This is a genomic window from Pristimantibacillus sp. Z349TD_6, assembly GCF_056173205.1.
In genome coordinates this window covers 5,917,695-5,943,976 of the sequence record NZ_CM149662.1, presented here as the reverse complement: position 1 = coordinate 5,943,976, position 26,282 = coordinate 5,917,695, and the positions used below count along the sequence as shown (strand labels likewise).

25 protein-coding genes are annotated in these 26,282 nt (G+C 43.3%); 21 read left to right on the top strand and 4 right to left on the bottom strand.

Features of this window, described 5'->3' with window-relative positions:
• Nucleotides 1-109 precede the first annotated feature (109 nt).
• The 3 genes from trmL to AC0VYE_RS25830 all read left to right on the top strand — a co-directional run bounded on the left by trmL (nucleotide 110) and on the right by AC0VYE_RS25830 (nucleotide 2,536).
• Complete coding sequence (gene trmL / locus AC0VYE_RS25840; protein WP_339204382.1) at nucleotides 110-574, top strand: tRNA (uridine(34)/cytosine(34)/5-carboxymethylaminomethyluridine(34)-2'-O)-methyltransferase TrmL; 465 nt, start codon at nucleotides 110-112, stop codon at nucleotides 572-574.
• Nucleotides 575-750: 176 nt separating this feature from the next.
• Nucleotides 751-999, top strand: a complete 249-nt coding sequence (locus AC0VYE_RS25835) for an AbrB/MazE/SpoVT family DNA-binding domain-containing protein (RefSeq protein WP_054023539.1) — start codon at nucleotides 751-753, stop codon at nucleotides 997-999.
• 340 nt (nucleotides 1,000-1,339) lie between these two features.
• Nucleotides 1,340-2,536 (top strand): aminotransferase-like domain-containing protein, encoded by a 1,197-nt coding sequence (locus tag AC0VYE_RS25830; RefSeq protein WP_475443394.1) that lies wholly within the window; start codon nucleotides 1,340-1,342, stop codon nucleotides 2,534-2,536.
• Here AC0VYE_RS25830 and AC0VYE_RS25825 read toward each other — a convergent pair.
• Nucleotides 2,520-3,245 (bottom strand): DUF2161 family putative PD-(D/E)XK-type phosphodiesterase, encoded by a 726-nt coding sequence (locus tag AC0VYE_RS25825; protein WP_475443392.1) that lies wholly within the window; start codon nucleotides 3,243-3,245, stop codon nucleotides 2,520-2,522. The two genes, AC0VYE_RS25830 and AC0VYE_RS25825, sit on opposite strands and share 17 nt — an antisense overlap.
• 242 nt (nucleotides 3,246-3,487) lie before the next feature.
• Here AC0VYE_RS25825 and AC0VYE_RS25820 point away from each other — a divergent pair, with 242 nt between their 5' ends.
• The 8 genes from AC0VYE_RS25820 to AC0VYE_RS25785 all read left to right on the top strand — a co-directional run bounded on the left by AC0VYE_RS25820 (nucleotide 3,488) and on the right by AC0VYE_RS25785 (nucleotide 12,870).
• Nucleotides 3,488-5,383, top strand: coding sequence for a PrkA family serine protein kinase (locus AC0VYE_RS25820; RefSeq protein ID WP_076267611.1), 1,896 nt, complete (start codon nucleotides 3,488-3,490; stop codon nucleotides 5,381-5,383).
• A gap of 164 nt (nucleotides 5,384-5,547) precedes the next feature.
• Nucleotides 5,548-6,555, top strand: coding sequence for a protoglobin domain-containing protein (locus AC0VYE_RS25815; protein ID WP_475443390.1), 1,008 nt, complete (start codon nucleotides 5,548-5,550; stop codon nucleotides 6,553-6,555).
• A gap of 224 nt (nucleotides 6,556-6,779) precedes the next feature.
• On the top strand, nucleotides 6,780-8,237 hold the full coding sequence (locus tag AC0VYE_RS25810) for a circularly permuted type 2 ATP-grasp protein (RefSeq protein WP_076267613.1): 1,458 nt from the start codon (nucleotides 6,780-6,782) through the stop codon (nucleotides 8,235-8,237).
• Between the two features lie 18 nt (nucleotides 8,238-8,255).
• The gene (locus tag AC0VYE_RS25805) at nucleotides 8,256-9,251 is read left to right on the top strand and encodes an alpha-E domain-containing protein (protein WP_475443387.1); all 996 of its coding nucleotides are present in this window, start codon (nucleotides 8,256-8,258) and stop codon (nucleotides 9,249-9,251) included.
• A complete protein-coding gene (locus AC0VYE_RS25800) occupies nucleotides 9,248-10,138 on the top strand; it encodes a transglutaminase family protein (RefSeq protein WP_076267615.1) in 891 nt (296 codons plus the stop codon). Before AC0VYE_RS25805 ends, AC0VYE_RS25800 begins: the two co-directional genes overlap by 4 nt.
• 249 nt (nucleotides 10,139-10,387) lie before the next feature.
• Nucleotides 10,388-11,224 carry a polysaccharide deacetylase family protein gene (locus AC0VYE_RS25795; RefSeq protein WP_475443385.1) on the top strand — a complete coding sequence of 279 codons (837 nt, stop codon included), beginning with the start codon at nucleotides 10,388-10,390 and terminating at the stop codon, nucleotides 11,222-11,224.
• An 87-nt stretch (nucleotides 11,225-11,311) separates the two neighbouring features.
• Nucleotides 11,312-12,013 (top strand): YhcN/YlaJ family sporulation lipoprotein, encoded by a 702-nt coding sequence (locus AC0VYE_RS25790; protein WP_475443383.1) that lies wholly within the window; start codon nucleotides 11,312-11,314, stop codon nucleotides 12,011-12,013.
• 83 nt (nucleotides 12,014-12,096) lie between these two features.
• Entirely contained in the window at nucleotides 12,097-12,870 is a 774-nt protein-coding gene (locus tag AC0VYE_RS25785; protein ID WP_256710856.1) for a polysaccharide deacetylase family protein, read from the top strand.
• A 58-nt stretch (nucleotides 12,871-12,928) separates the two neighbouring features.
• Here AC0VYE_RS25785 and AC0VYE_RS25780 read toward each other — a convergent pair whose 3' ends face one another.
• Together AC0VYE_RS25780 and AC0VYE_RS25775 are read right to left on the bottom strand one after the other, a co-directional pair.
• Nucleotides 12,929-13,543, bottom strand: coding sequence for a superoxide dismutase (locus AC0VYE_RS25780; RefSeq protein ID WP_475443380.1), 615 nt, complete (start codon nucleotides 13,541-13,543; stop codon nucleotides 12,929-12,931).
• 127 nt (nucleotides 13,544-13,670) lie between these two features.
• Nucleotides 13,671-14,033, bottom strand: a complete 363-nt coding sequence (locus AC0VYE_RS25775) for a HesB/IscA family protein (protein WP_305953881.1) — start codon at nucleotides 14,031-14,033, stop codon at nucleotides 13,671-13,673.
• Between the two features lie 235 nt (nucleotides 14,034-14,268).
• On the opposite strand from AC0VYE_RS25775, the gene AC0VYE_RS25770 reads away from it, so the two are divergent.
• The gene (locus tag AC0VYE_RS25770; protein ID WP_144376732.1) at nucleotides 14,269-14,922 is read left to right on the top strand and encodes a helix-turn-helix transcriptional regulator; all 654 of its coding nucleotides are present in this window, start codon (nucleotides 14,269-14,271) and stop codon (nucleotides 14,920-14,922) included.
• Nucleotides 14,923-14,961: 39 nt separating this feature from the next.
• On the opposite strand, the gene AC0VYE_RS25765 is transcribed toward AC0VYE_RS25770, so the two are convergent.
• Nucleotides 14,962-15,960, bottom strand: coding sequence for an NAD(P)/FAD-dependent oxidoreductase (locus tag AC0VYE_RS25765; protein WP_475443377.1), 999 nt, complete (start codon nucleotides 15,958-15,960; stop codon nucleotides 14,962-14,964).
• A 204-nt stretch (nucleotides 15,961-16,164) separates the two neighbouring features.
• On the opposite strand from AC0VYE_RS25765, the gene AC0VYE_RS25760 reads away from it, so the two are divergent.
• The 9 genes from AC0VYE_RS25760 to AC0VYE_RS25720 all read left to right on the top strand — a co-directional run bounded on the left by AC0VYE_RS25760 (nucleotide 16,165) and on the right by AC0VYE_RS25720 (nucleotide 26,202).
• Nucleotides 16,165-16,704: an NADPH-dependent FMN reductase gene (locus tag AC0VYE_RS25760; protein ID WP_475443375.1), complete on the top strand. Its 540-nt coding sequence runs from the start codon at nucleotides 16,165-16,167 to the stop codon at nucleotides 16,702-16,704.
• Between the two features lie 167 nt (nucleotides 16,705-16,871).
• Nucleotides 16,872-17,156 carry a hypothetical protein gene (locus tag AC0VYE_RS25755; RefSeq protein WP_475443373.1) on the top strand — a complete coding sequence of 95 codons (285 nt, stop codon included), beginning with the start codon at nucleotides 16,872-16,874 and terminating at the stop codon, nucleotides 17,154-17,156.
• A gap of 363 nt (nucleotides 17,157-17,519) precedes the next feature.
• Entirely contained in the window at nucleotides 17,520-18,695 is a 1,176-nt protein-coding gene (locus AC0VYE_RS25750) for a family 16 glycosylhydrolase (protein WP_475443371.1), read from the top strand.
• A gap of 57 nt (nucleotides 18,696-18,752) precedes the next feature.
• Nucleotides 18,753-19,970 (top strand): beta-glucanase, encoded by a 1,218-nt coding sequence (gene bglS / locus AC0VYE_RS25745; RefSeq protein ID WP_475443369.1) that lies wholly within the window; start codon nucleotides 18,753-18,755, stop codon nucleotides 19,968-19,970.
• Nucleotides 19,971-20,052: 82 nt separating this feature from the next.
• Entirely contained in the window at nucleotides 20,053-21,384 is a 1,332-nt protein-coding gene (locus tag AC0VYE_RS25740) for an ABC transporter substrate-binding protein (protein ID WP_475443368.1), read from the top strand.
• Nucleotides 21,385-21,426: 42 nt separating this feature from the next.
• Nucleotides 21,427-22,320 (top strand): carbohydrate ABC transporter permease, encoded by an 894-nt coding sequence (locus tag AC0VYE_RS25735; RefSeq protein WP_475443366.1) that lies wholly within the window; start codon nucleotides 21,427-21,429, stop codon nucleotides 22,318-22,320.
• Nucleotides 22,321-22,333: 13 nt separating this feature from the next.
• Entirely contained in the window at nucleotides 22,334-23,179 is an 846-nt protein-coding gene (locus AC0VYE_RS25730; protein WP_475443364.1) for a carbohydrate ABC transporter permease, read from the top strand.
• Nucleotides 23,180-23,429: 250 nt separating this feature from the next.
• Nucleotides 23,430-24,464 (top strand): ABC transporter substrate-binding protein, encoded by a 1,035-nt coding sequence (locus AC0VYE_RS25725; protein WP_475443362.1) that lies wholly within the window; start codon nucleotides 23,430-23,432, stop codon nucleotides 24,462-24,464.
• Between the two features lie 124 nt (nucleotides 24,465-24,588).
• Nucleotides 24,589-26,202 (top strand): helix-turn-helix domain-containing protein, encoded by a 1,614-nt coding sequence (locus tag AC0VYE_RS25720; protein WP_475443360.1) that lies wholly within the window; start codon nucleotides 24,589-24,591, stop codon nucleotides 26,200-26,202.
• Nucleotides 26,203-26,282: the final 80 nt, after the last annotated feature.

Here is a 26,282-nt window from a genome sequence, read left to right as displayed (position 1 = left end):
TATTATGAAGGTTGAAATTATGCTTGAGATTAACGGTACGTAAAGTGGGTGTAAAAATATTCGTCATTTTCGTGTATAATAGGCAAAATGAGAGGTGAGAAACAAAACTATGCCATTTCATATTGTTTTGGTAGAACCAGAAATTCCTGCAAATACAGGTAATATTTCTCGTACATGCGCTGCAACCGGCACTATTTTGCATTTGGTAAGACCACTTGGCTTTGATACGGACGATCGTACCTTGAAGAGGGCGGGACTCGATTATTGGCACTCGGTACATATCGAGTATCATGATTCCTTCGATGAGGTGCTCGCAAGTTATCCGCAAGGCCGATTCTTCTACGCAAGTACAAAAGCGAAGAAGACGTATTCACAGTTCGAGTATCAGGATGGCGATTTCTTTGTATTCGGAAAAGAAACAAAGGGCTTGCCACAGGAGCTTATAGATGCGAATATAGAAACTTGCATTAGATTGCCGATGACGGATAAAGTGCGATCACTTAATCTGTCCAATTCTGCAGCAATTATCGTGTATGAAGCGCTTAGACAAAATCATTTTCCAGGACTCGATTAAAAATGTTGATTTATTTCTCATTTTTTGGAATTTTTTTGCTCTAATAAAAAGAATTATTGCAGGATATTAAGAAATTATTAAATTAGGAAGGAAATACTGAAGTGCCATCGAAAGACTATAACGCAGAGGTTTCTCAAAAATAGCTTGCGAAACCAGACACAGAAGAGGTGAAAGTGATGAAACCAGCAGGTGTAGTAAGAAAAGTGGACCAACTCGGACGTATTGTACTTCCAAAATCATTACGTAAACGTTATTTGATGAACGAGGGCGATCCCGTTGAAATTTTCGTCCAAGGTGACCATATCATTTTGGAGCGTTACCGTCCAAAGTGTGTTTTTTGCGGTTCAATGGTTGAAGTTCGTGATTTCAAGGATCGCTATGTTTGTGGTGTATGCATGGAAGAAATGGCAGTTCTGCAACGCTAATCAGCGTTTTTGCATGCTGTATAACGAAATGAAGCTTCCCGAGAAGAGTATTGATGCTCTTCGGGAAGCTTCATTTTTTTGTTGCGCTGGCTATAAGCGGATAAAGCAGGCTTATAGTCCTTTTGTTTTGTCATCATTGTAAGAGCTGGTAAGCATCGCCGTAATGAACAATGCAAACACAGTCATAACGATAATAAAGTTCATCTGTGGGACACCTCCAAGTATGCTGTCTTTATTATAACCAACGATGGCAAAAAAGAAAACTTTAAAAGTTGTGAACACATTGTTAACATAGAGAGTATAAGCATAGCAATATAGCTTGCGAGGAGGAGCAATCAATATGAATTATCGTTTTTCATCTAGAGTATCAGAGCTTAAATCTTCAGCGGTCAGGGATATACTTAAGCTGACGCAAGGAAAGGAAATGATCTCATTTGCTGGAGGACTTCCAGCTGAGGAGCTGTTCCCCGTACAAGCCGTGCGCGAAGCAGCAGACCGTGTATTTACAGCTGGAGCAAGCGCATTGCAGTATGGTTTGACAGCTGGGTATTTGCCACTGCGGGAGCAGCTTTGTGAGCGAATGGCAGTTAAGCAAATGCATGTTAATCCAGATCAGATGATTCTGACGACAGGATCGCAGCAGGCGATTGATTTGCTCGTTGGCGTACTTACAGAGCCTGGAGATGTAATCTTGGTAGAGAAGCCTACTTACTTGGCAAGCTTGCAAGTATTTGCTCTTCATGGTTTAAAGGTAGTGGCAGCGGAGAGTGATGAGCATGGAATCATTCCTGAGGATGCAGAGCGTCTTATTCGCGAGCATCGTCCGAAACTGCTTTATGCTGTACCGACATTCGGCAATCCTACGGGACGTGTATGGAGCGTTGAGCGAAGGAAGAAAATACTTGCTCTCTGCAAGCAAAACGAAATGCCAATTATTGAAGATGATCCTTATGGTGACATAAAATTTGATGAGAGCGAGCAATTCCCTTCACTGTTCTCATTAGAAGGACAAGTAGAGGGCGGCGCGGTTTTTTATACGAGTACGTTTTCTAAAACGGTAGCTCCTGCGCTGCGGTCAGGTTGGGCTATTGGAGATAGCGAAGTAATCAACATGGTAGCCAAAGCTAAGCAAGCTGCCGATCTACACTCGAGTACGATCGATCAACAAATTTTAAGTCAATTGCTTAAAGGGTTTGATCTCGATGGTCATATCCGTCTTATCTCAAAGTCATACGGCGAGCGTATGCTTGAGATGCATGGGCTTCTTGAGCGTCAGGCAATAGAGGGCGTCACTTGGGTAAAACCAAAAGGCGGCATGTTCCTATGGCTGGAGCTGCCTGACGGTTTGGATGCAGAGGCGCTCCTGCGGTGTGCGGTTCAAAAAGGGGTTGCGTTTGTGCCGGGCAGCTCTTTCTATGCCGATCATCCACAGCGCAACACTGCAAGGTTGAATTACACGTATAATACAGGAGCGCGTACAGAACAAGGCGTATTGCGGTTTGTTGAAGCGATCGGCGAATTTACGGGGCGGAGCTAACCGTTGCCGACCATTCAGCGATAACATTGCTATATTCAGATAATGCAGCCGCGCCCTCAGGGCGCAGGCTGTATTTGCCGCGTTCAATGCGATCGAACCAGCCGTAATAATTGCTGCGCAGCGTTTCGCCGCTGCGTCTATAGCCTGTAATGGCTGCGACCTCGCGCGGAGCTAGTGGTCCCGAGGTGTGAAGCGCATAAGCACAGCGCAGAGCCTTCTCGCGGTATGCTGTAACAAGCTTGCGGCCTGTGCTGCCGCCGACGTTATAGTCGCCGCTGCGCTCCTTAAATTCGGTCAGCAATTGTGCTTGCTTCTTGCGTCTTACTCCGCGCAGCGGCGGATCGCCCGGCTGACATAACCAATCGATGACCGGCGGCTTTGTTTTATAGAAGGTGACGGTCATAAAGCCGAGCCCAAGCATTCGGCACAGTTCAGTCAAATCGCCAAAGCGCTGGTTGTGCGCTCCGCTTTTCGTTCGATTGCGTTCTACCGCCAGCACGACATGGCTATTTAATCGAAGACGTTCAACCCCTTGCAAAAGCAAGGAGAGATTGAATGTTTTTTTCATTTCGACAATTATCGTATCGGCTCGCTCAGGATGAATAGCGACCAAATCGCAATGAAGGACCTCGCTTTTTACTGCATATCCAAGCTGCTCATAATACTTTTTTATAGGTTTGTAGAGCTCTTCTTCGCGTGCTACTGCCACGTTTGCTAACTCCTCTCCATGTTCATTTCCATTGATGCTTATGAATCATTATAGCAAAGGATTTTGCGCACTTGTCGTTTTTTGATGGATGAAGGACAAAAATAGTGTGCAATTATCTCCTCGAATAAGCATAGGAATGTAATACCTCAATAAAAGTTGGCACCACTCGATAGAGCGTCTAGAGACAAATCCCGGGCGTAGAATGATAAGTGGAATGCGGAAGCGATGGGAGGAGGCACGGTATGGACATTTTCAAGCGAATATCGGAGTATCAGGCTGAGAGCGAGAAACTTGCTTGGACAGGAACATTCAAGGATTACGTTGATTTGTTAAGGAAGGACCCGTCCCCGGCCATGACAGCACATTCTCGCGTTTATGAAATGATTGAATCTCATGGGGTGGAAGATGTTGGCGGCAACAAGCAGTATAAATTTTTCGATCAAGAAATTTTTGGGCTGGATCGTGCGGTGGAGAAGCTGGTTGAAGAATATTTCCATTCATCAGCTCGCAGGCTGGAGGTTCGCAAACGGATTCTATTGTTAATGGGTCCGGTCAGCGGAGGAAAGTCCACGATCGTTACGATGCTCAAAAAAGGTCTTGAGAAATTTTCCAGAACTGAGCGTGGAGCCGTTTATGCGATTAAAGGCTGCCCGATGCATGAGGATCCGCTTCATCTTATTCCCCATGAGCTTCGGCTTGATATTGAAAAAGAGCTCAGTGTTCGAATTGAAGGGAATCTATGCCCTTCATGCCAAATGAGGCTTACGACGGAATACAGCGGCGATATTGAAAACGTACTCGTTGAGCGGGTGTTTATTTCTGAGGATAACCGTGTTGGTATTGGCACATTCAGTCCATCCGATCCGAAGTCACAAGATATTGCCGATCTTACAGGAAGCATCGATTTCTCAACGATAACGGAGTTTGGGTCAGAATCCGATCCTCGCGCCTATCGTTTTGACGGTGAGCTTAATAAGGCAAATCGCGGATTGATGGAGTTTCAAGAAATGCTCAAGTGTGATGAGAAGTTTTTATGGAACTTGCTCTCACTGACGCAGGAAGGCAACTTTAAAGCAGGCCGATTCGCTTTGATCAGCGCGGATGAGCTTATTATTGCTCATACGAATGAATCGGAGTACAAATCGTTCATAAGCAATAAGAAAAATGAGGCTTTGCACTCCAGGATGATCGTTATGCCGGTCCCTTACAATTTGCGAGTGTCCGACGAAGAAAAAATTTATAAGAAGCTAATCGCTCAAAGCGATATGCGCCATATCCATATCGCACCGCATGCGCTGCGTGCTGCTGCCATCTTCTCCATCTTAACGAGGCTGAAGGAAACGAAGAAGCAAGGCATGGATCTTGTGAAAAAAATGCGGATGTACGACGGCGAGGAAGTAGAAGGGTTCAAGGAAGCAGATTTGAAGGAAATGCAAAACGAATACTTAGAGGAAGGCATGACAGGTATTGATCCGCGCTACGTCATTAACCGAATTTCCAGCGCGCTTATTAAACAGGATACACAATGTATTAATGCGCTTGATGTTTTGCGTGCGCTTAAGGAAGGATTGGATCATCATCCTTCCATTACGAAGGATGAGCGTGAGCGCTACTTGAATTTCATCTCGGTGGCTCGTAAGGAATATGATCTGCTCGCGAAAAAAGAAATTCAGAAGGCATTCGTATATTCCTATGAGGAATCTGCCCGCACTTTATTTGAGAATTACTTGGATAACATTGAATCGTATTGCAACTGGGCAAAAATTAAAGATCCGCTGACAGGCGAAGAAATGGATCCGGATGAGCGCCTCATGCGTTCCATCGAGGAGCAAATTGGCGTCTCCGAAAATGCGAAAAAAGCGTTCCGCGAAGAGATTTTGATTCGAATCTCGTCTTATTCGCGGAAAGGGAAAAAGTTTGATTTTACAAGTCACGAGCGGTTGCGCGAAGCCGTTGAGAAGAAGCTGTTCGCTGATCTGAAAGATATTGTGAAAATAACGACGTCTACAAAAACACCGGATGAGAGTCAATTGAAGCGAATTAATGAAGTAACGAAACGTCTTATGGATGAGCACAGCTACTGCTCGGTATGTTCAAATGAATTGCTTCGTTATGTAGGAAGCTTGCTCAATCGATAAAAAATTGGCCTGAGTATTAGAGAAGCTGATAGACAATTGTCTATCGGCTTTTCTTTTCTTCCTCTAGGTTTAAAAAGAATTTGAGATGATCATACTGTTTCTTGAATATTTTCCGATATAATAGGTAATAGTGGTCTACTATATACCGAAGGAGTCGGGCTATTTTGATTAATTTATCAGCAGAGCGCAAGAAGCAGATTGAATACACGGGCATTACGGAGAAGGATCTCAAAATTTTAGCGGAATGCAAGCCCATTTTTCAAAATATTGTCCATGAAGTGGTCGACCGGTTTTATGAAAGTATTGGCCAGCAGCCGGAGCTTGTCGCTATTATTTCTAATGTAAGCACCATTGAACGTTTGAAGGAAACGCAGATATGGTATTACATGTCGCTTACCGAGGGGGTAATCGACCAAGCTTACATTGATAACCGCATTAAAATAGGCGCTGTTCATTCCCGAATTGGGTTGACAACGGACTGGTATTTGGGTACATATATGACTTATCTGGACATATCGACGAACGTACTGAAAAGAGTTCTTCCTGAACGCTGGAAGGATGTTGTGCATGCTTTGACGAAATTGTTTAATCTGGACTCGCAATTCGTGCTTGAAGCTTACAATCAGCATGAACAGAAAAAAATTCAAGAGCTGGCAGACAATCGTTCCATCATGCTGACGACTGTTACGAGTGCTGTGCAAGAGCTTGCTTCACTTATGTTTGAATTGGACGAGGGTGCACAATCGATTGCGGCAACTGCGATTTCGACTTCGCAATCTCAGGATAAGACGCATACACTATTAGGTGAGCTTCGTGAAGAGCTTGAAGGCATTAACGAAATGGGAACTTTGATTCGAGGCATATCGGATCAGACGCATTTGTTAGGTCTTAATGCTGCGATAGAAGCTGCGAGAGCTGGCGAAAATGGGAGAGGCTTCGAGGTTGTTGCGAATGAAGTGCGCAAGCTGGCCGCTTCATCAAGGAACGCACTTGAAGGGATACAGTCAAAGCTTGAGGAAATCGATAAGAAGCTATCCGCAGTGCGCCTTGAATCGGAGCAAACCTCGGTTGAGGCCCGTAATCAAGCAGCTCGATCCCAAGAACTGGCTTCATTCGTTAATATGGTTGATAAAGTTACAAAGGATTTGCAGCAATTAAACCAATCCGAATAGGAAATGCAGCTCAGAAAAAGCAGGAATTCTCTCATTTGAGGGTTCCTGCTTTCGTGTTATATAAGTTGACACAATATTCAGAATTTAGTATGATTATCCTAACATTCCGATACAATTATGGAATTAATGTTAAGTTTTTTAACGTTAAACCAACAAATTTGATCGATTTTTCACCAAGCTAGTACCAAACTGGTATAGCGGCCATCATGAAGGAGGCGGTTGTCATGTCGACGGCCAAACAGTCGCAATCGCAATATTACGATGCTCAGACCTTTTACGATGAAATGTTCGATAAGGACTTTTCTGTTCGTAACCACTACGAAAGCGTTCATCGATTATTCGGAAGAATGAATCCAACTGAGCTTGCAGTGAGGCAAAACGCGATTAATCAAAGAATGATGGAGGAGGGCATTACCTTCACGCTGTACAGCGGTGCGCAAAATGAGCCGCTTGAGCGAACGATTCCGTTCGATTATATCCCTCGCGTCATACCGAAGCATGAATGGGATGGCGTTGACCGAGGAGTAAGGCAGCGAATCAAAGCTTTGAATGCATTCCTTCATGATGTATATCACGGACAAAAAATTGTAGCAGACGGTATCATTCCTCGTAGAATGATTGTTTCAAATACTTATTTTCGCCCTGAAATGGCTGGTCTACATGTTCCAGGCGGTGTATATATTACAGCATCGGGCATTGATTTGATTCGTGATGAGAAGGGTCGATATTATGTGCTGGAGGATAATTTGCGATCTCCATCAGGCTTTTCTTATTTGTTTAAAGGCAGAACGTTAATGAATGAGCTATTTCATGATTTGTATTTATCAAGCTCAGTACAAAGTATTGACCGCAGCCTAAATTGTTTTCTAAGCTCACTTCGCGCGCTTTCTCCAAGCGGCAAGCGTGACCCCCTGATCGTGCTGCTCACTCCTGGTGCTTATAATTCAGCTTATTATGAACATACCTTTTTGGCGCAGCAGATGGGCATTCACCTCGTTGAAGGCAGGGACCTCGTATACAAAGACCACAAAATTTATTTGCGTGATTTGCGCGGACTTCGTCAAGTGGATGTTATTTATCGACGCATCGATGATGACTTTCTTGATCCGCTTGCTTTTCAGCCGGATTCCTTTCTTGGTGTACCTGGACTCATGAACGCTTATCGTGCCGGAAATGTAGCGATCGCTAATGCGCCGGGAACAGGCGTGGCGGACGATAAAGCCGTTTACGCGTATGTTCCAGACATGATTCGTTACTATTTGGGAGAAGAGCCTCTTTTGCATAACGTTCCAACGTACATTTTAACGCGCAAGGAGGAACGTGATTACGTGCTGGAACATTTGGATCAGCTCGTCGTAAAGGAGACATCGCTTTCGGGGGGCTATGGCATGTTGATTGGTCCAAGCGCTTCCCTGCCCGAGATTCATGCATTTGCTGAAGCTATTAAGCGGGAACCTGAGCGATACATCGCCCAGACGACGATGAAGCTCTCGCGAGCGCCGGTTATGGTGGATGGCGGCATGACGCCTCGGCATATTGATTTGCGCGCTTTTGCTTTGATGGGTGAAGAGACGCACGTCATTCCGGGCGGTTTAACACGTGTTGCGATGAAGGAAGGTTCACTTGTAGTCAACTCTTCTCAGGGCGGCGGAGTCAAGGATACGTGGGTCCTAAAACGATAATTAACAGGAGGGATTGCTATGCTGAACCGGAATGCAGAAGCGTTGTTTTGGATAGGCCGCTACATGGAGCGTGCTGAGAATCATGCTAGATTAATTGATGTTCATTACCACCTTCAGGTTGATGACGACACGCCAAGCCTAAAAGGAATGCTGGAGGGTGACGAAATAGTTTCTTATTCGAAATGGGCAAGAATCGTAGATGCTCTTGGCAGCCGAGAGGCTTATGAACAGCAATATAGCAGCTACAATGAACGTGATGTTCTGTTCTACACGACGCTTGATCGTGATAATCCGAACTCTTTAGTTTCTTGCGTCAGTCATGCTCGCGGCAATCTTCGTACATTGCGCGAGAAGGTGCCAAGTGAAATGTGGGATGCAACAAATGCTTTTTATTTGTGGCTGCGGGAGAAGCAGCCGGATGATTTGCTGCGTGAATCTCCGCATTTGTTTTTCGGGAGAATCAAGGAATGGACGGCGCTTTTTCAAGGGGTCAGCCAATCCGTCATGCCAAGGGAAAATGAATGGCATTTCATTGAATGCGGGCGATACTTGGAGCGCTCTGAGAATACGCTGCGCATCATTAAGGCAGTGGGCAACGCAGCTAGCGGCGAGGATTGGGACAATGCAAGGGCATATCCTTATTTGCAGGCCGTACTGCGCTCGGTTAGCGGCTATCAAGCGTTTCGTCGTTATTATGCTGATGGCATCTCTGTGGAGTCGATCGTTGAATTTGTTGTTCTTAATGGCGTGTTTCCGCGGTCTCTTCATTTTGCGCTGCATACCCTTGATGAGCATATGCGGCATATTGAACTGCAGGATAAACAGCTTCGCACTGCACATGAGAAAGTAATCCGCCAAGTGAGCAAGGTGAAAGCGGATTTGGCGTGTCTTGAGCGAGAGGATATGGTCATTGATCGGAATGGAACGATCGTTGCTCATTTGCTGGATGCTTGTCAGCAGCTTGGGATGGCTTTTGCCAAAACCTTTTTTCGTATGGGGGAGGCAAGCGCATGAAGCTCAGTATTTCACATGTCACGCAGTACGAGTATGCAGAGTCAGTGACGGACAGTGTCAATGAAATTAGACTAACGCCCAGCACCAATGAAAGACAGTCCTGTTACCAGCAAGCGATTTCGATTGAACCGAATGCCTCTTTGTTCACCTATGAGGACTATTTTGGCAATCGTGTTCATGCGTTCTCGGTTAATGGTCCCCATAAGCGGCTTACCATTCGAACATCTATGACCGTTGTTACGAAGCAGGCGCCAACGTCGGAGGAACGTGAACAATACTTAAGCAAGCGGCCGCCAGAGCAGGCATGGAACTGGTTAAGAACAGATGAAGCTGCCAACCGTTTCACCGAGTTTTTGCTTACGACCGAATATACAGCTGTAACGTCTGAGGTGGAGCAATTTGCTGGTGAAATTTTGAGCGCAAGCTCGAGCAGTCAAGCAAGCGTTCTCGATTGGCTAAGTGCGCTGTCTACAAAGATTAGGAGCGAGTTCATTTATGATCCTGAAGCGACAGATGTAAAGACGAAAACATCGGATATGTTTTTGAGCAAACGCGGCGTATGTCAGGATTTTGCGCATTTAATGATCGCAAGCTGCAGAGCGTTTGGCATCCCAGCCAGATACGTAAGCGGATATCACTTTGTTGGTGATTTGCAGGGAGGAAGCGCTGATTTCGAGCAAGCTTCGCATGCTTGGGTTGAAGCGTTTGTGCCCGGACTAGGCTGGTGCAGCTTTGATCCGACTAACGTTGATCCTGTTGGAGAGCGTTATGTAAAGCTTGGGCACGGGCGGGATTATAAAGATATTGTGCCGGTTAAAGGTGTATATAGAGGCACGGGCGAGCAAATATTGCATGTATCTGTAGATGTAAGAAACGTTGAGGATTAAACGATGGAAAATCAAATGTAGAGGGAACAGTTAACCGCTTATGTAGAATGCGGATACTGTTCCTTTTTTGCGTGCAAAAAAAACCATCCTTGCTTGGGAGGATTGGAAGCCTGTTATTTTAAGGACTGGAAGCTACTTTTACCATGTATGATTGCTGGTGCTTTGCAGACCTTATGACTATGGCCCTCCAGAGGATACAGCAAAAATTTGAGAACAGCTGAGTTCATTAGAAAGGAGCAAATCGACAAAATGAACATCATTTTTCGAATGACCTTCATGCTGAGCCTGGCTTTTCTAATACTTATAAGTTCCTCCTCTGTTTCGGCAAAGAGCTCTTCTGGTGTGTATAAGGATAAAGTCGCTGTTCTAATGTATCATCATGTTCACGATAAAGATTCAAGTTCTTCGACGATTTCGTCGATGCTCTTTCGAGATCAGCTAATTTATTTAAGGAGCAAGGGCTACCAGTTCATTAGACTGGAGGACTTTCATCATTTTTTGGCTGGCGGCGCCGTACCGAGCAATGCCGTATTGATTACGTTTGATGACGGATATGAAAGTTTTTACAAAGTGGCTTATCCGATCCTAAAAGAATTATCTATTCCAGCAGTTAATTTTACGATTACAAGCTATTTAGAGAAGCCATCTCAGACGATACCGCATTTGTCTTACGAGCAATTAAAACAAATGATGGCCAAATCAACAAGTATCGATTTTCAATGCCATACCAATCAATTGCATCAGAAGGTTGGGGAGAAAAGCGCATTAACTTATGTAAATAAAAAAGCCGGAGGGAAAAATGCACTGGAGCTTCATAAATCACGCGTCAAGCAGGACACTGCAGCATGCATAAACCTTCTGAGAAAAGCAGGGGTGAAAAATCCGGATTCGATCAGCTATCCTTTTGGCATCTATTCTAAGACTTTGTTTCCAACGATGCTGGGGGCAGGCGTTATTTATGGCTATACAACAAAACCTGGATTGGCCAAAAAAGGGATTAATAAATTGGAAATACCGCGCATTAATGCAGGCAGTCCCGATATTACGCCTGAGGTGCTTTATAAACGAATAAAAAGGTTATCTTAAATGCCGTTGCTGCTTGAAATATTTTTCCCATGTATGAATGATCACATTTAGCACAACTTATTATCATTAAACAGGAGGTGTTATGTAGTGAAAAAACATTTAAAACCGGTTCTTACTTCAGTTATGGTGCTTGCTATTGGATTTTCGATATCGGCATGTGGTCAAAACCATACGGTGAACCAAAAATCGATGAGAGTTAAAAACGACATGAATCGTATTGAATCAAAAATGGTTCCTCACGGCACTAATATGACGGATAGAAGATATAACAATTTGGATAATAGAGCATATGGTGTCGATCCTTTAGTGAATAATAACAATTCATATAGCGCCAATCCTTATAGTGCTAACCGCACCTACGGTATTGACGGTGATGGAATGAATGGAACCAACAGTCTCAATGGCACAAATCGAATGAATGGCACCGATGGAACGGTACATCGCCTCGGAATGGATCATAATAAAAGCGCTGGTCAATTAGCGAATCGTGCTAAGCAAGTTAGCGGTGTGAAAAAAGCAACAGTCGTCATTCATAATAAAGATGCAATCGTAGGCCTAGATGTTGATAACATCGGCAAAAAAGCAATTATTGAGAAACAAGTGCATGCTGCCTTAAAAGGTCAATATCCGGAGTACAACATTCATGTGACATCCGATCAAGGTATGCATAAGAAAATACAATCGATGAACACGAGCATGACTAACGGTCATCCATTGAAGACGTTAGCGAATGACGTGACCATCATGATTCGCGATATTGGCAATGCAATAACCGCTCCGCTCCGTTAATAAGATTTGATATCGGCAGCTCCTTATGGAGCTGCCGAATCCATCTCGTCATACATATCGATAAGCCGCTAGGAGGAAATCCGTTGTCCATTAGTAAGCGTGGCCTGCTATTGCTGCTCATGTTCGTTTTTTTGGTAGGTTTCTCAGCACCAATTAAAAAGGACCGTTTTTTTTATGAGAAGCGGGGGGAAATTGTGTGGGAGGTTCCTACGGAGGATAAGAAAATTGCTTTAACCTTTGACGATGGGCCATATCCGAAAACAACGGAAGTTATTCTCGATTTGTTGCAGAAATACAATGCGAAAGCAACCTTTTTTGTACTGGGCAACAAGGTGAAGCTTTACCCGGAAACAATTAAGCGAGAAATTGCAGAAGGGCATGAGGTAGCCAATCATACGTTTAATCATGTTTACTTCTTGAAATCGATAAGCCAAGCGACTATTCGAGATGAGATTGTAAAAACTGAAAATGCGTTAGAAGCCTTGACGGGGAAAAAGCCGCTTTTATTTCGCCCGCCCGGAGGCTATTACAATGAAAATTCAATTCAGGTTGCGAAAACATTAGGTTACACAACGATTTTGTGGTCGTGGCATCAAGATACAAATGATTGGCGAAGCCCTGGCGTGAACAAAATTGTAAACAAAGTTTTGAATAACGCAAGAAACGGTGACATTGTATTGCTGCATGATTACATTCCTGGTTCTCAGCAGACAGTCAAAGCCTTGGAGACGATACTGTACGAACTGGATAAACGGGGTTTTCAATTCGTGACCGTAACGGAGTTAATGAAATCAATGACAAGCGTAGAATCAAAGGTTGACGACGGCAGTGACGGAAGTATTTTGGAGTCGCCATAAGCATGACAAAAGCTAGGTTGCCATGCAGCAGCCTAGCTTTTTATAATTCGTTGTCATCTTATTTTATAGCCGCTTCGTATCGATTCGCTACAACATCCCATAACACGATATTCCAGAATGCTGAAATATAATCAGGGCGTTTGTTCTGGTAGTTCAGATAATAAGCATGCTCCCAAACATCGAGTCCTAAAATAGGAGTCAGATTATCCATAAGCGGACTATCTTGATTAGGCGTGCTCGAAACGAACAAATGGCCTTTATGATCTACGCTTAACCACGCCCACCCGCTGCCGAAACGAGTTGTAGCTGCTTTCGTAAACTGCTCCTTAAACGAGTCGAAGCCGCCTAATTCTTTATCGATAGCTTCTGCCAAGCGACCAACAGGCAATCCTCCGCCACTCGGTCCAATCGATTCCCAAAATAAAGAGTGGTTGGCGTGTCCGCCTCCATTGTTCTGTACGGCTGTCCGAATATCTAAAGGGACGCTTTTTAAATCTTGAAGCAGCTCATTTAAGCTTTTTTGCTGAAGCTCAGGATAGTTCGCCAAAGCGGCATTTAAGTTTGTTACATACGTATTATGATGGCGGTCATGATGAATCATCATCGTTTGCTCGTCGATATGCGGTTCCAAAGCATTGTTTGCATAAGGCAGTTCAGGTAATTGATGTGACATGGTTCATTCCTCCATAAGTTGATTTGGTAAGTTATACTTACAGCTTAATTGATATTTCATACTTAGTCAATATAAATGTATAATAAGTGTGATAAAAAAATGCCTCGTTCCGAATGGGAGGAGAGGGTTATTCATCGCATTTTTCGCGTTTGCCTTTGAAGGTCGCCGTACGAAAGCTAGCTCCGCAGCCGCAGGTTGCTTTGGCATTGGGATTATCAATCGTGAAGCCGCCAGTCATGCCTTGCTCCACATAATCAATTTTTAACCCGGCCAAATAAGGCTCGCTCTGAGTGTTCCACACCACGTTGATATGATCCGTTTGCAAAGAATGGTCATCATTTGTAATGGTATCATCCAATTTGATGTTATAGGATAATCCGCTGCAGCCGCCATCTTCAACGCCTACTCGCAAAAACGTACGATCGTTTCCTGAATCGATGACCATCTGATTAATAATGGACTCTGCTTTTTCGCTTATTTCTATCATCATGTATGCACCTCGCTTAGAATTGGAAAAAAGGATGGAGTTGAATTATTAAATTTATTATATATAATAGTATATAAAAGATCAAATCTAATTTTGATGATCCATTCCGATAAATGAAGATGAATAGCAGGATGAATTATTGCAGAGTGGAGACATTGATTTTAGAAAATGTTATTATTGCAGTATTCATTTCAGACATGAAATATTTTATATGACAATTATCGGAAGGTGATTAGGAATGACCAACATAGATCAAGGACAGCTTTCTACAAGAGAATATATTCTTCAGCTGCTGAAGACGAAGGGTAATTTAAGTACAAAGGATCTTACGGAAGAGCTGGGAATTACGGTAATGGCCGTTAGACGTCATATTCAATCGCTGGAGAGAGATAACCTTATCTCATCAAAGACCATAAGACAAGCGATGGGCAGACCAACAGCGGTTTATTGTTTAACGGAGCATGCAGACGGATTTTTCCCGCGCAAATATCATACCTTAACGCTTGAATTATTGGATGAGCTTACCGATCAGCTTGGCTCGTCGGCGGTAGATTCGTTATTTGAAGGCCGCAAAAACAAAATGACTAAAAAATACGAATCAAGCATGCAAAGCAAAGAGCTTGAGGATAGAGTGAAGGCACTCGCAGAAATTCAGAACGAGAATGGATATATGGTGGAATGGGAAAAGATCAACAACGAACAATTTATTTTGAAAGAAAATAATTGCCCAATTGAGCAAGTAGCGACCAAATATCAACATGCCTGCCAATGTGAATTGAAGCTGTTTGAAACGATGCTGGGCGATGTAGAGGTTTCGAGATCCGAGTGTCTTGCCAAAGGTGGACAAAGATGTACCTATTCCATAAAAAAGAGACAAAAACAAGAACAGTGAGATAGCATTTATATCTCACTGTTCTTGTTTTTTCTGTGGTTAAAGCTTCAGATTGCTGCTGTGGCCGGGCGAGAGTTTAGCGGTAGGGTCCAAATAAACCTTAGCGTTATTAATGGCAGTAGGAGCTTCTCCGAAACCAACGGCAATAAGCTTTATTTTGCCAGGATAGCTTGTAATGTCTCCAGCTGCAAAGATCCCTTTAATATTCGTTTCCATTCGAGTATCAACGACGATAGAGCCGTTCTCCACTTCTAATCCCCATTCCAAAATGGGACCAAGCGAGGAAACAAAACCAAAATTAACGATGAGCGCGTCGCATGCGAGTTCGCGTGTTTCTCCTGTTTTGCCAAACGTAATCGTTATTTTCTCGATCTGTTCATCCCCATGCAGCTCCGTAATCTCCGCTGGTGTAATGACATTCACTTTCGATTTTAGAAGATTTTCGACGCTGTGCTCGTGAGCGCGGAACTTGTCCCGCCTATGAATGAGCGTAACCTCTTCAGCAATCGGTTCAAGCATAAGCGCCCAGTCGACAGCGGAATCGCCGCCTCCGTTAATGATCACCCTTTTGCCGCTATACTGATTTAAGTCACTTATAAAATATTGCAAGTTTGTGTTTTCGAAAGGTTTGGCTTCTGGAAGCTCTAATCGACGCGGCTCAAATGCGCCTATGCCACCGGTAATAATGACGGATTTACTATAGTGTGTTCCTTTATCGGTGATAATTTCAAAATGATGCTCGTCCTTCTTAATCACCTGCTGAACCTTCTCTTCCAGGCAAACCTGCACAGGGAAATGATTCATTTGTTCTTGTAAATTATGAATAAGCTGCTGGGCTGTCACCTTAGGGAATCCAGCAACATCATATATATATTTCTCAGGGTATAGAGCGGCCAACTGCCCGCCGAGCTGAGGCATACTGTCCAAAATTTTCACGCTTGCATGCCGCATCCCAGCATAAAACGCAGCGAACATCCCTGTTGGACCGCCGCCAATAATCGTTATATCTGTAAATAGATCTGGTTGTTCATTGCTCACGAAAGGTTCTCTCCCTTTTTATTTATATATAGTATATCAAAATATATAATAAATGTATCTTATCTGTTAGATCATGTCAACGCTGTGGATATGGTCATTGACAAAGAACAAATGACCTCAATATAATATACATTATAGTTTAAAAAGTGTCTAATCAAAAACGGAATAAAAATCAATATAAAATTTGCGGGAGCGTGAAAAAGGATGAAATTGTTGGGCATTTCAGGTACTATTTTGGGATCAAAAACAGCTGCGGCTGTAGATGCGAGCTTAGACGTTGTCAGGAACAAATATCCGGATATTGAAGTGGATTTTCTGGATATGCGGCATTATAAAAACGTACAATTTTGCGACGGAAGCAATATATCCGATTACAATGAAGATACACAAAAGGTAATTGAGAAGATAACAGCTGCTGATTTCTATATTATCGGCACACCGATTTTTCAATCGTCGATTACCGGCGTATTAAAAAATCTATTTGATCTCGTTCCCGTTCCCAAAATATCGAACAAAGTAATGGGCTTTATCGCTACTGGAGGAACCAGTCATCATTACCTCGTAGTTGAAAATCAGCTGAAGCCGATAGCTGGTTATTTTAGAGCTTATGTAGCACCGGGCCATGTTTATATTCATGATGAACACTTTAATGAGCAGCAGCAAATTGCAAATGAGGAGATCATTGCGCGTATCGAGAAATTAGCCGATGAAGTAGTATTTATGCAGACTAGGCTAAAAGGTTAAGCAAAGTACAGCTCGTTGTTATAAAAGTATAAATTACAAATGATCTATGCATTGATCTTTGGATAAACTTCCGATATATGGTAACATTGAAAAGAGAGCTGATTCTGATCTTTGCTTGATTGGAGCGGTTCTCTTTTTTTTCATAACAGATCGGGAGGTTATCAGGTATGAAAAAAATATGTTTAATTGCGGGATCAACATTCCTTCTATCTGGAACTCTACTATTTGGTATTGTATATCTAGCCATTGCTAATTTTGCTGGAAAAATGACGGGATGGAGTGATCCGCCCGGTAAATTCGCAATAGCTATGGATGAGACGATGATGACAGCGCCTCATGTTATCAGCATTTTGTTCATGATTATAGGAATAATATTTTATGCTGTTGCTATTTATATGGCTTTACCTGTTAATAAGGCAGAGGATAGCAGCAATGAAATAAGTGTGCAGTGAATGCTTTTGTTCTCTTAGTAAAAGTCTATATGCATATTAAACCGTCGAGCTCAGCGCTCGAACGGTTTTTTTTATGCCTAAAAACTACGCTTCATCTGGCCGTATGCCAAATAACAGTTGGATAGTGCCATTTTATAATCGTTAAAGAGGAGAAAAGCATATTTTTTATTTGTAAAATTTAACCGTAAAGAACTTATTATTGCAAAATGCTTGCTGTGGGAATGACACGAATGTAAAGAATTTTTTTCATCTACTTAACGAAGTAAAACTAAGCTTTTACGTTGGGAGGTGGGGCCTCAGGTAACGGCAATTAGGATGGGTTAAAAATGGAGAAAAGCACAATTTATTATGGGAGGCTCATTTGTGAAACAAAATCTCAAATCCACGCTGCTAACATTCATAATCGCTGTTATGCTCTGCACAATGCCGGTTGCTGCTATGGCAGAGGAAGCTGAAGCACCAGAAGCTTTAGGTAAAACATTTATAGATTTGCTTGACCAGAAGGATTCGGATCGCTGGTATGCTTCTAACGGATGGTCCAATGGCGGAACCTTTCTGAGCGGCTGGAGAGATGATCATGTCATCTTTGAAGACGGGAAACTGAAATTGTTGATTGACGACAAGCCGTGTGCACAGGATAAAGCGCAATGCTCCGATAAACCGTATGCTTCAGGGGAATATTCTACGTCGCAGCGTTACGGATACGGTAAGTTTGAGGTTCGAATGAAAGCGGTTAAAGGCAATGGAGTCGTAACCGGTTTTTTCACCTATGGTGCTGATTCAGACGGTAAGGCTGACGAGATCGATATTGAGATTTTAGGTAAAAACACGACGCAGTTCGAAACGAATTATTTTACAAAAGGTGTTGGCATGCATTCGACGATCATTCCTCTAGGGTTTGATGCAGCGGATGATTTCCATGATTACGCCTTTGAATGGGCGCCGGATTCAATCAAGTGGTATGTAGACGGCAAGCTCGTTCATACGGAAACCGGCTCGAGAGGAGAGCTCCCTTCAGCACCTGGCTATATAATTGCGAACATGTGGCCGGCTACCAAAACCAATGGCTGGGCGAACGAGTATGTGTATCCAGGTAAAACCCAGATCGCTGAGGTGGATCGAATCGCTTATACGCTGCCAAAGCAGCAGCCTGAAACGAATGTAGATCCTTCAACACCTGTAAAACAAGGGAAATCAGTAGATCTGCTAGTTGAAGATGCACGAGAACTAAAAGTATTCAAAATCGGACAAACAGAAATGGCACCGCTTCGTTTTGTTATGGAAAGCTTACATGCAACAGTGAAATGGAATACAGCTAAACAAGAAATCATCGTCAATGACAAATTGTCCAAATCCGAAATGATCTTTAAGGTGAATTCAAACGTTGCTTTTATTAATGGAACAAAAAAAATGATGAAAAATCCAGTCATCCTGAATAATGGCCATGCTTACGTACCGCTGCTTGTTTTAACGGATGCGATTGGTGCTGACGTTATTCGGAAGGATGGAAAAGTAAGCATTAGCAGAGGAAACGAGTAAATTGAAAGCCTGTTTACCACTTTTTTTCGCAATACCAATCTGAGAAAGAGGTGTGTAATGATGAACATGGCAAGCAATAGCAAAAAAAGAATGATGGTATGGCTCTTATCCTGTATGCTGCTTCTCTCATTAATGATGCCGACTGTTACTTCTGCTGCTGATGTTGCGTTTGATGAACCGTTGAATGGGATTAACAATAATTTGTTCTATACGTCGGATGGCTGGGGCAATGGAGTGGACTTTGGCGTTGGCTGGCGGGCAGTAAACCAAGAGTTTAGTAATGGAATTATGGCGCTTCGTTTGGACAATACGGGTTGCCCTACCAATTGCGCAGGCAAAAATTATGCTTCCGGCGAATATGCAACGAATGTGAAGTATGGATACGGTCGTGTTGAAGCGCGCATTAAAGCGGCTAAGGGTACAGGGCTAGTGACAGCACTCTTTACCTATTCGGGTCAAGCGACAAACACGTCAAACGATGAAATTGACATTGAAATATTAGGCAAGGATACGACCAAGCTGGAAGCGAACTACTTCACAAACGGTGTAGGCCAGCATAGCACGATTATCGATCTTGGATTCGATTCTTCCTTGGCCTTCCATAACTATGCCTTCGAATGGTCTCCTACGAATATTAAGTGGTACGTTGATGGTAATTTGGTGCATACGGAGAACGGCTCGCGAGGCGCGCTTCCTACAAGTCCAGGTCATATTATGGCCAATTTATGGTCAGGTGCAGGACCTGCTGAAGTCTGGACTGGACCGTTTGTCTATCCAGGCACGCCAATTCGGGCGTATTACGATTGGATTAAATTTACGCCAGCAAGCGAGCTTCCTCCGGGAGAGGCTGAAGGAACGGGACTTACTGCCAATTACTTCAACAACATGGATTTCACCTCGTTAAAAGCGACTAGAACCGATGCAACTGTGAACTTCGATTGGGGTTTAGGGGCTCCTATGACTAGTATGGATGCAGATACCTTCTCCGTAAGATGGACGGGCAAAGTGAAGCCTCAATATACAGGAACCTATACTTTTTATACGAGTAGCGATGATGGGGTTCGACTATGGGTGAACAATCAGCTCATCATTAATAAGTGGGTGGATCAAGCAACGACCGAATGGTCTGGAACGATTCAATTAACAGCGGGGCAGAAGTATGATATTAAGCTTGAATATTACGACAATACGGAAGACGCCATCGCTAAGTTGTCTTGGTCGAGTCCGCTTCAAGCGAAACAAATCATCCCGCAAAATAGATTGTATTTGAATTAATGGCAGTATGATCCTCCGTGACGAAATCTGTTGCGGAGGATCTATTTTCAAAAGGGAGTAATGACAAAAGGAGAGATTTATTATGAACATGAAAAGGCCGGTATTTGTAACACTGCTCATCATGATATTATTGATCGTTGCTGCTTGCGGTTCAAATAATGGGAGTGCTGAGGCGGAAAAGCCAGCAGCTTCTGACACGCCATCCGCTGTGGCTAATGGACTAAAGGGAGAGTTTGAAATCCAATATTTTGTCGGGGGTTATGGGGATGCTTGGTGGATTGATGTTATTGATCAATTCCAGAAGCTAAACCCTGATCTGAAAATCAAGCAGTCGGCTGGCCCCAAAATTAACGATCAAATGAAACCGAGATGGATTCAAGGCAATCCCCCAGATCTTATTTACATAGATGGAGCTGGATCAAATCCGAGGCAGATGGTAGAAGACGACCAGCTTCTGGATCTATCGGATTGGATTCATGAAGCGAGCAACGTAGACGGAGAGAAAATTACTGATGTTATGATCGCAAGTCCTGAGCAATACGGCGGCAAAACCTACAATATTCCGCTTGTATTCGGCTCATATGGCACATTCTACGATGAAGCGTTGTTTGAGAAAAATGGATGGGCTGTTCCGACGGACTTTGATCGTTTCTTGGAGGTAAGCGAGAAAATAAAAGCTGCTGGTATTAGTCCCTATATTCATACAGGCGTATATCCGGATTACATTCTTGGCGGCTTCGTATATCCAGCGATTATATCGGCGAACGGTGATAATGGGCAAATTCTGAAAGACATGGGTGACATGAAAGAAGGTATTTTCAAAAGCGAGCCCGTTCTTAAAGCGCTTCGTCAATTAAGCGAGATTTCCGCTAAAGGTCTAATTGATAAAGGTGCTCCTGCGCTTAACCATACAGATTCGCAGATGCAATTTCTACAGCACAAGGCTGCTATGATTCCGAATGGGCTATGGCTGGAAAGCGAAATGAAAAATGATGCGCCATCTGATTTTAAGTATGGGTTCGTTCCTTCAATAACCCAAGCAAAGGGCGGGAAATTCATAGCGTTGCCGTACACAAGTACGATGGCGATTGCCAAAAAAGCGAAAAATCCTGAAGCTGCCAAAGCGTTCATCGAATTTATTTTCACCAAAAAAGCGTCGTTGAACTGGGCGGAGAAAACCGGTGCTCTCATGAACGTGAAAGTGGATTTGGAATCTTCCAATGCTGGAGATACGGCCAAAAATGCTATGAAATATTACAATAGCGACAATACGATTGTTGCACCTGTAGTTGTGTTTAATGCTGATGTATTCAAGGTGATGAGTGATGCAACGATAGCGTTAACGATCAACAAAATCACACCGGAAGAGTGGACGGAGCGGGTTGAGGCAGCAGCAGCCAAGGCTAGAAAGTAAGCGATGAGCAATCTAGTTATTTCAGGTAAAGGATGAGCGTCAATGTCGCGTCAAGCACAAAGAAAGCTATTCATTATTACATTCCTTATTCCAACGTTCCTCTTCTTCTGCCTTTTTGCACTCTTTCCCATTTCCAAAGGCATATACATCTCTTTGTTTGACTGGTCTGGCAGCTCTGAGCATATGACCTATATTGGTTTGGACAACTTTAAGGCGCTGATCCAGGATCCCATCATATGGAGAGCGATTGGCAATGATTATTTTCTAGTCATTGGGAAAGTAATTGGAATCATTCTGTTAGCTACTTTCTTCGCTGTTGCAGTTACTAGACTCAGAGTGCGGGGGCAGCAGTTTTTTAGATTAGTCTTTTTTCTTCCGAATTTGATCTCAATTGTGGTTATAGGTGTGTTATGGCGATTTGTTTATAATCCGAGCATCGGCTTTCTGAATTCGTTTCTTGGAATATTCACGAATGCCCATAACAATAGGCCTTGGTTAGGGGAAGAAGGAACGGCGTTGTGGTCGATCTTATGGCCCTCGATTTGGGCTGGGATAGGATTTTATTTTCTGCTGCTCGTTGCCAGCATTCTTAGCATACCTGCTTCTTTGTACGAGGCGGCTGAAATGGATGGAGCCTCGCCTACTCGACAGTTTTGGAGGATTACGCTTCCCTTGATCTGGGAGCAGGTTAAGGTCAGCATTCTTCATATTGTGATGACGACTTTAAACGGCTCCTTCGTGATGGTGTTATTGATGACGGAAGGGGGGCCAGATAATTCAACGCAAGTGCTTGGATCCTATTTGTACCAAATGGGATTCCGTCAATTTCATATGGGTTACGCTGCAGCACTTGGTGTATTGATCTTGATCTTATCTTTAGCAACAACGCTACTCTTACAGCGAGTGCTTCGACGCGATAGCATTGAATTTTCATAGAGGAGATGCATGTATGAGCTTCAGTCAGCCTTCACGAATATTTAGGACAGCAGCCATCCTCGTTCTTCTTCTGTGGACCTCGGCTGTGCTTTATCCGCTGCTTTGGACATTACTAAGTGCTTTAAAAAATAATCCGCAATTTTTAACGAACAAACCTTGGTCACTGCCTGAATTTCCGCTTTACTGGAGCAATTTTTCTTATGTGTGGAAAACCTATCATTTCGGCGACTATTTTTTAAATTCCGTATACGTTACTTTAATGAGCTCATGCTTATCCATTTTATTATCAGCGACGACTGCCTACGTTATAGCACGTTTCAAGTTCAGCGGCAGCCAGCTGATGTATATGGTCTATTTGTCCTCAATGATGATCCCTCTTATTTTGGGGCTGGTACCGTTGTTCTTTCTACTAAACGATTTGTACTTAATAAATAAACTAAACGGATTAGTACTTGTATATACAGCGTGGTCATTGCCGTTTGGCGTTTTTGTTTTGGTCAGTTTTTTCAAATCGCTGCCGAAGGAATTGGAGGAAGCCTCCTATATTGATGGGGCGGGGTATTTTAGAACCTTTTTTCAAATTATGCTGCCGATGGCTCGTTCCGGTATGATTCCCATTTTGATTATGAACGCTTTGAACAATTGGAATGAGTACATCATGGGGACGATCTTCGTGAATGAGCCTTCCAAGTACACACTGCCTGTTGGAATTGCGATCATGCAGGGGGAGATGCAGTACAGAACCGAATGGGGGCCATTGTTCGCAGGACTGCTAATTTCAATGGTGCCTGTTGTACTCGTCTATGCTTTTTTTCAAAGATATATTGTAGCTGGTATAACTGCTGGTGCGGTAAAATAATGAATATTTGCGACAAACAATCGGCTTTGGGCGAAACATTTTGCCTAGAGGCGGTTGTTTTTTTATATAAAGATGACATGTTTTTTAGGATTGAATCGTGTTCGTTATCTCATGTTTGGATAAAAAATTCGCATAAGAATGGACATTGTATCCCAAAACCGTAATGATATAATTGCTCATGAACGAAATGAGAATGATAATCAATGAAAACATTTCGTTACGACAATACATATACAGGAGTGGGTAAAATATGTTTCGGCATACAGGATCACGCAGCATTATCGTTAGGGGTCTCATTTCTCTACTGATTGTTTTCATCGCACTCACAGGATGCAGCACACCGCAAGAAGAGAAGAAAGAAGCAGCGAACAAAGGAAATGCTGTGAATACGCAAACAGACAAAGCTGCAGAGAATGGTAAAGAAGTGAAAACGAATGAGAACGAAACACGCGTAGTGAAGGATTTTTTTGGCGAGGTCGAAATTCCGGTTAAACCGAAGCGAATAGCAGCTATCTATTTGGAGGATTATCTAGTCACTCTTGGTGTGGAGCCTGTTGTACAGTGGTACCATCCAATGTGGGGCAAACAGGAATATTTGAATTTAGACGTTCCTCCATTTGATATAACAGGAAGCATTGAAGCACTGCTAGATGCTGAACCGGATCTTATTATTACAGATGGTTTTGTAGATGAAGCTATCTATGAAAAATACTCTAAGGTAGCACCAACCTTTCGGATGCCTGACGACATTTTGATGAGCAGTTCCTCCGATATTCTTCTTAAGATTGCTGATCTAATTGGTGAACAAGAGAAAGCCGAGAAGCTGGTGAAGGACTATGAGCAGAAAATCGCGGATACAAAAAGCAAGCTGAAAGCAGCGATTGGAGATGAATCAGTTGCTGTGTTGCGGCTTAATATCGGTGAGACTGACCTTAATCTTCTTGGAATTAAGAACAAATTTGTTGGTTCTATCCTTTACAAAGAATTAGGCTTAACTCCGCCAAAGATGGTTGCGGATATGGAAGCCTTTATAGAAACGATCTCCATGGAGAAGCTTCCTGATCTTAATGCAGACCATATCATTATTTTAACATCAAATGGATCTTGGTCATCGCCCGAGAATCAAGAATCCATTAAAAATCTATTCGATAGTCCCATTTGGCAAAGCGTTCCTGCTATAAAGAAAGGAAATGTTTATCAAGTGGATCGTACCTATTGGCAGACGGGCGCTTTCACGGCTAACCAACTTAAGATTAAAGATTTGGAAAAAGTTTTGCTGAAGTAACCTTCACGCTGCAAATACAATTTTATCGGAAGAGCATTTCAACGAACAGTTGAAGTGCTCTTCTTTATCGTTTATAGTAATTTTATTGATAATCATTCTCACGGAAAGGAGGGCTTATGAATCTATGCAAGAGATAAACGCCAATACGAATACATCTCCAAGCAAAATCTATCGCTTAATCGGAGTGAAATATAAGGAATCTGAACCTCATGAACAACAAAAAGCGAGAAAAAATGATTGCTATCGATTGTTTGTCATTATGGACGGGAGAGGGCGCCTCGTTCTAGATGGATGCGGTTATCAGCTCGAGCGCGGCAAATGTTTTATTTCCGAGCCAGGGGCAACCATTACAAATGAAGTCGGCAGCAGCGGACTCATTCATTATGAACTGAGCTTTGAGATTGTTTACATTGGAATAGATGGTCGGGACGCTTCGAATAGCAAATGGAGTACTTCATTTCCATGTACAGGAGAAGTGGTGTGCCACCCATTTTCCCAGTGCTTGGAGTGGATTGAGAGGTTATATAGCTTTAGCTTATCAGACACTAGTGATGAGCTGGACGATTTGGATCAACAAATATGTTTTCAACAATTGCTCCGACATATTCTCAAGCACAATCTGACCGTTTCTCATGCCCAGAGCAGTCGGAAAGCGGTTGAAGCTACAATTGATCGGCTATACCATGACTATCGCAACGAATGGTCGGTGGGCCAGCTGGCGAATTTGACCGATGTTGGCCGTACACACTATTCTCGTTTGTTCAAAGAGATAACGGGTCAGGTGCCGCTGCAGTACTTATCTGGCATTCGAATTAATCAAGCGAAGCACCTGCTGCAAGCAACCGATGATCGTTTGTCCGATATTGCTCAGAACGCCGGATTTGGCGATGAGTTTTATTTTAACCGCCGCTTCAAGAAGACGGTCGGCATATCGCCAGGGCAATACCGAAGACATTACCGAGAGGAGATTCGTGTATTTGCACCGTTTCTTGAAGATTTTCTGGTAACGCTTGGCGTTACGCCTATCCTGCAGTGCTCCATAACGAATTGGGGAAAACAGTCGTATTTGGGGCTTGAGCATATTCCCGCAATTGAGATTTCCGATAAATATGCTGCTCAGCTGCCGATAAAGCCGGACTTTATTTTGGTAGACAACGGATTTCCAGATAAATGGGACCATCATCTCTTGGAGCAACAGGCTCCGCTCTACAAAATGTCCAATGAGGGAGAAGATTGGCAGGAGACTTTGCGAATCATGGCAGATCTAATCGGTAGAGGAAAAAACGTAAAGGTCGTTGATATTATAGCGAAGTATGAACAAAAAGCAGAAGCTGCTCGGAAAAAGCTTCGCCCGATTCATCATCAAACGACCGTTTTTCTGCGAATTCAAGCCAATGGAATATTGCTGTATGGCGGTCCGGATAAGGGATACACGGGGCCCGTTCTCTATAGTGACCTGGGAATGACGCCTCATCCGCTTGTAAAGCAATTGACAAAGAGCACAAGGACAGCGGTGCTAACACCAGAATTGCTCGCGCAGATCGATGCCGATAATGTGTTCGTCACTTTTGAGATTTCAGAACAAGAAAAGAGGAAGCTTTACGCGACGCCCCATTGGCAATCGCTTCCGGCAGTACGTCATAACCGTGTATTCGAGGTTGATTTTCTGAGCTGGATGAATTACGGCGTCCTCGCCCATAGCCTGAAAATCGATGATGTCCTGCGGGCGCTTGGCTAGATAAGGAAGAGTGTGAAGGAGGCTGAAACGATTATAAAAAGTACAAAAAAACGGTGTTTAAACAAAAAATAAGCCAGCTT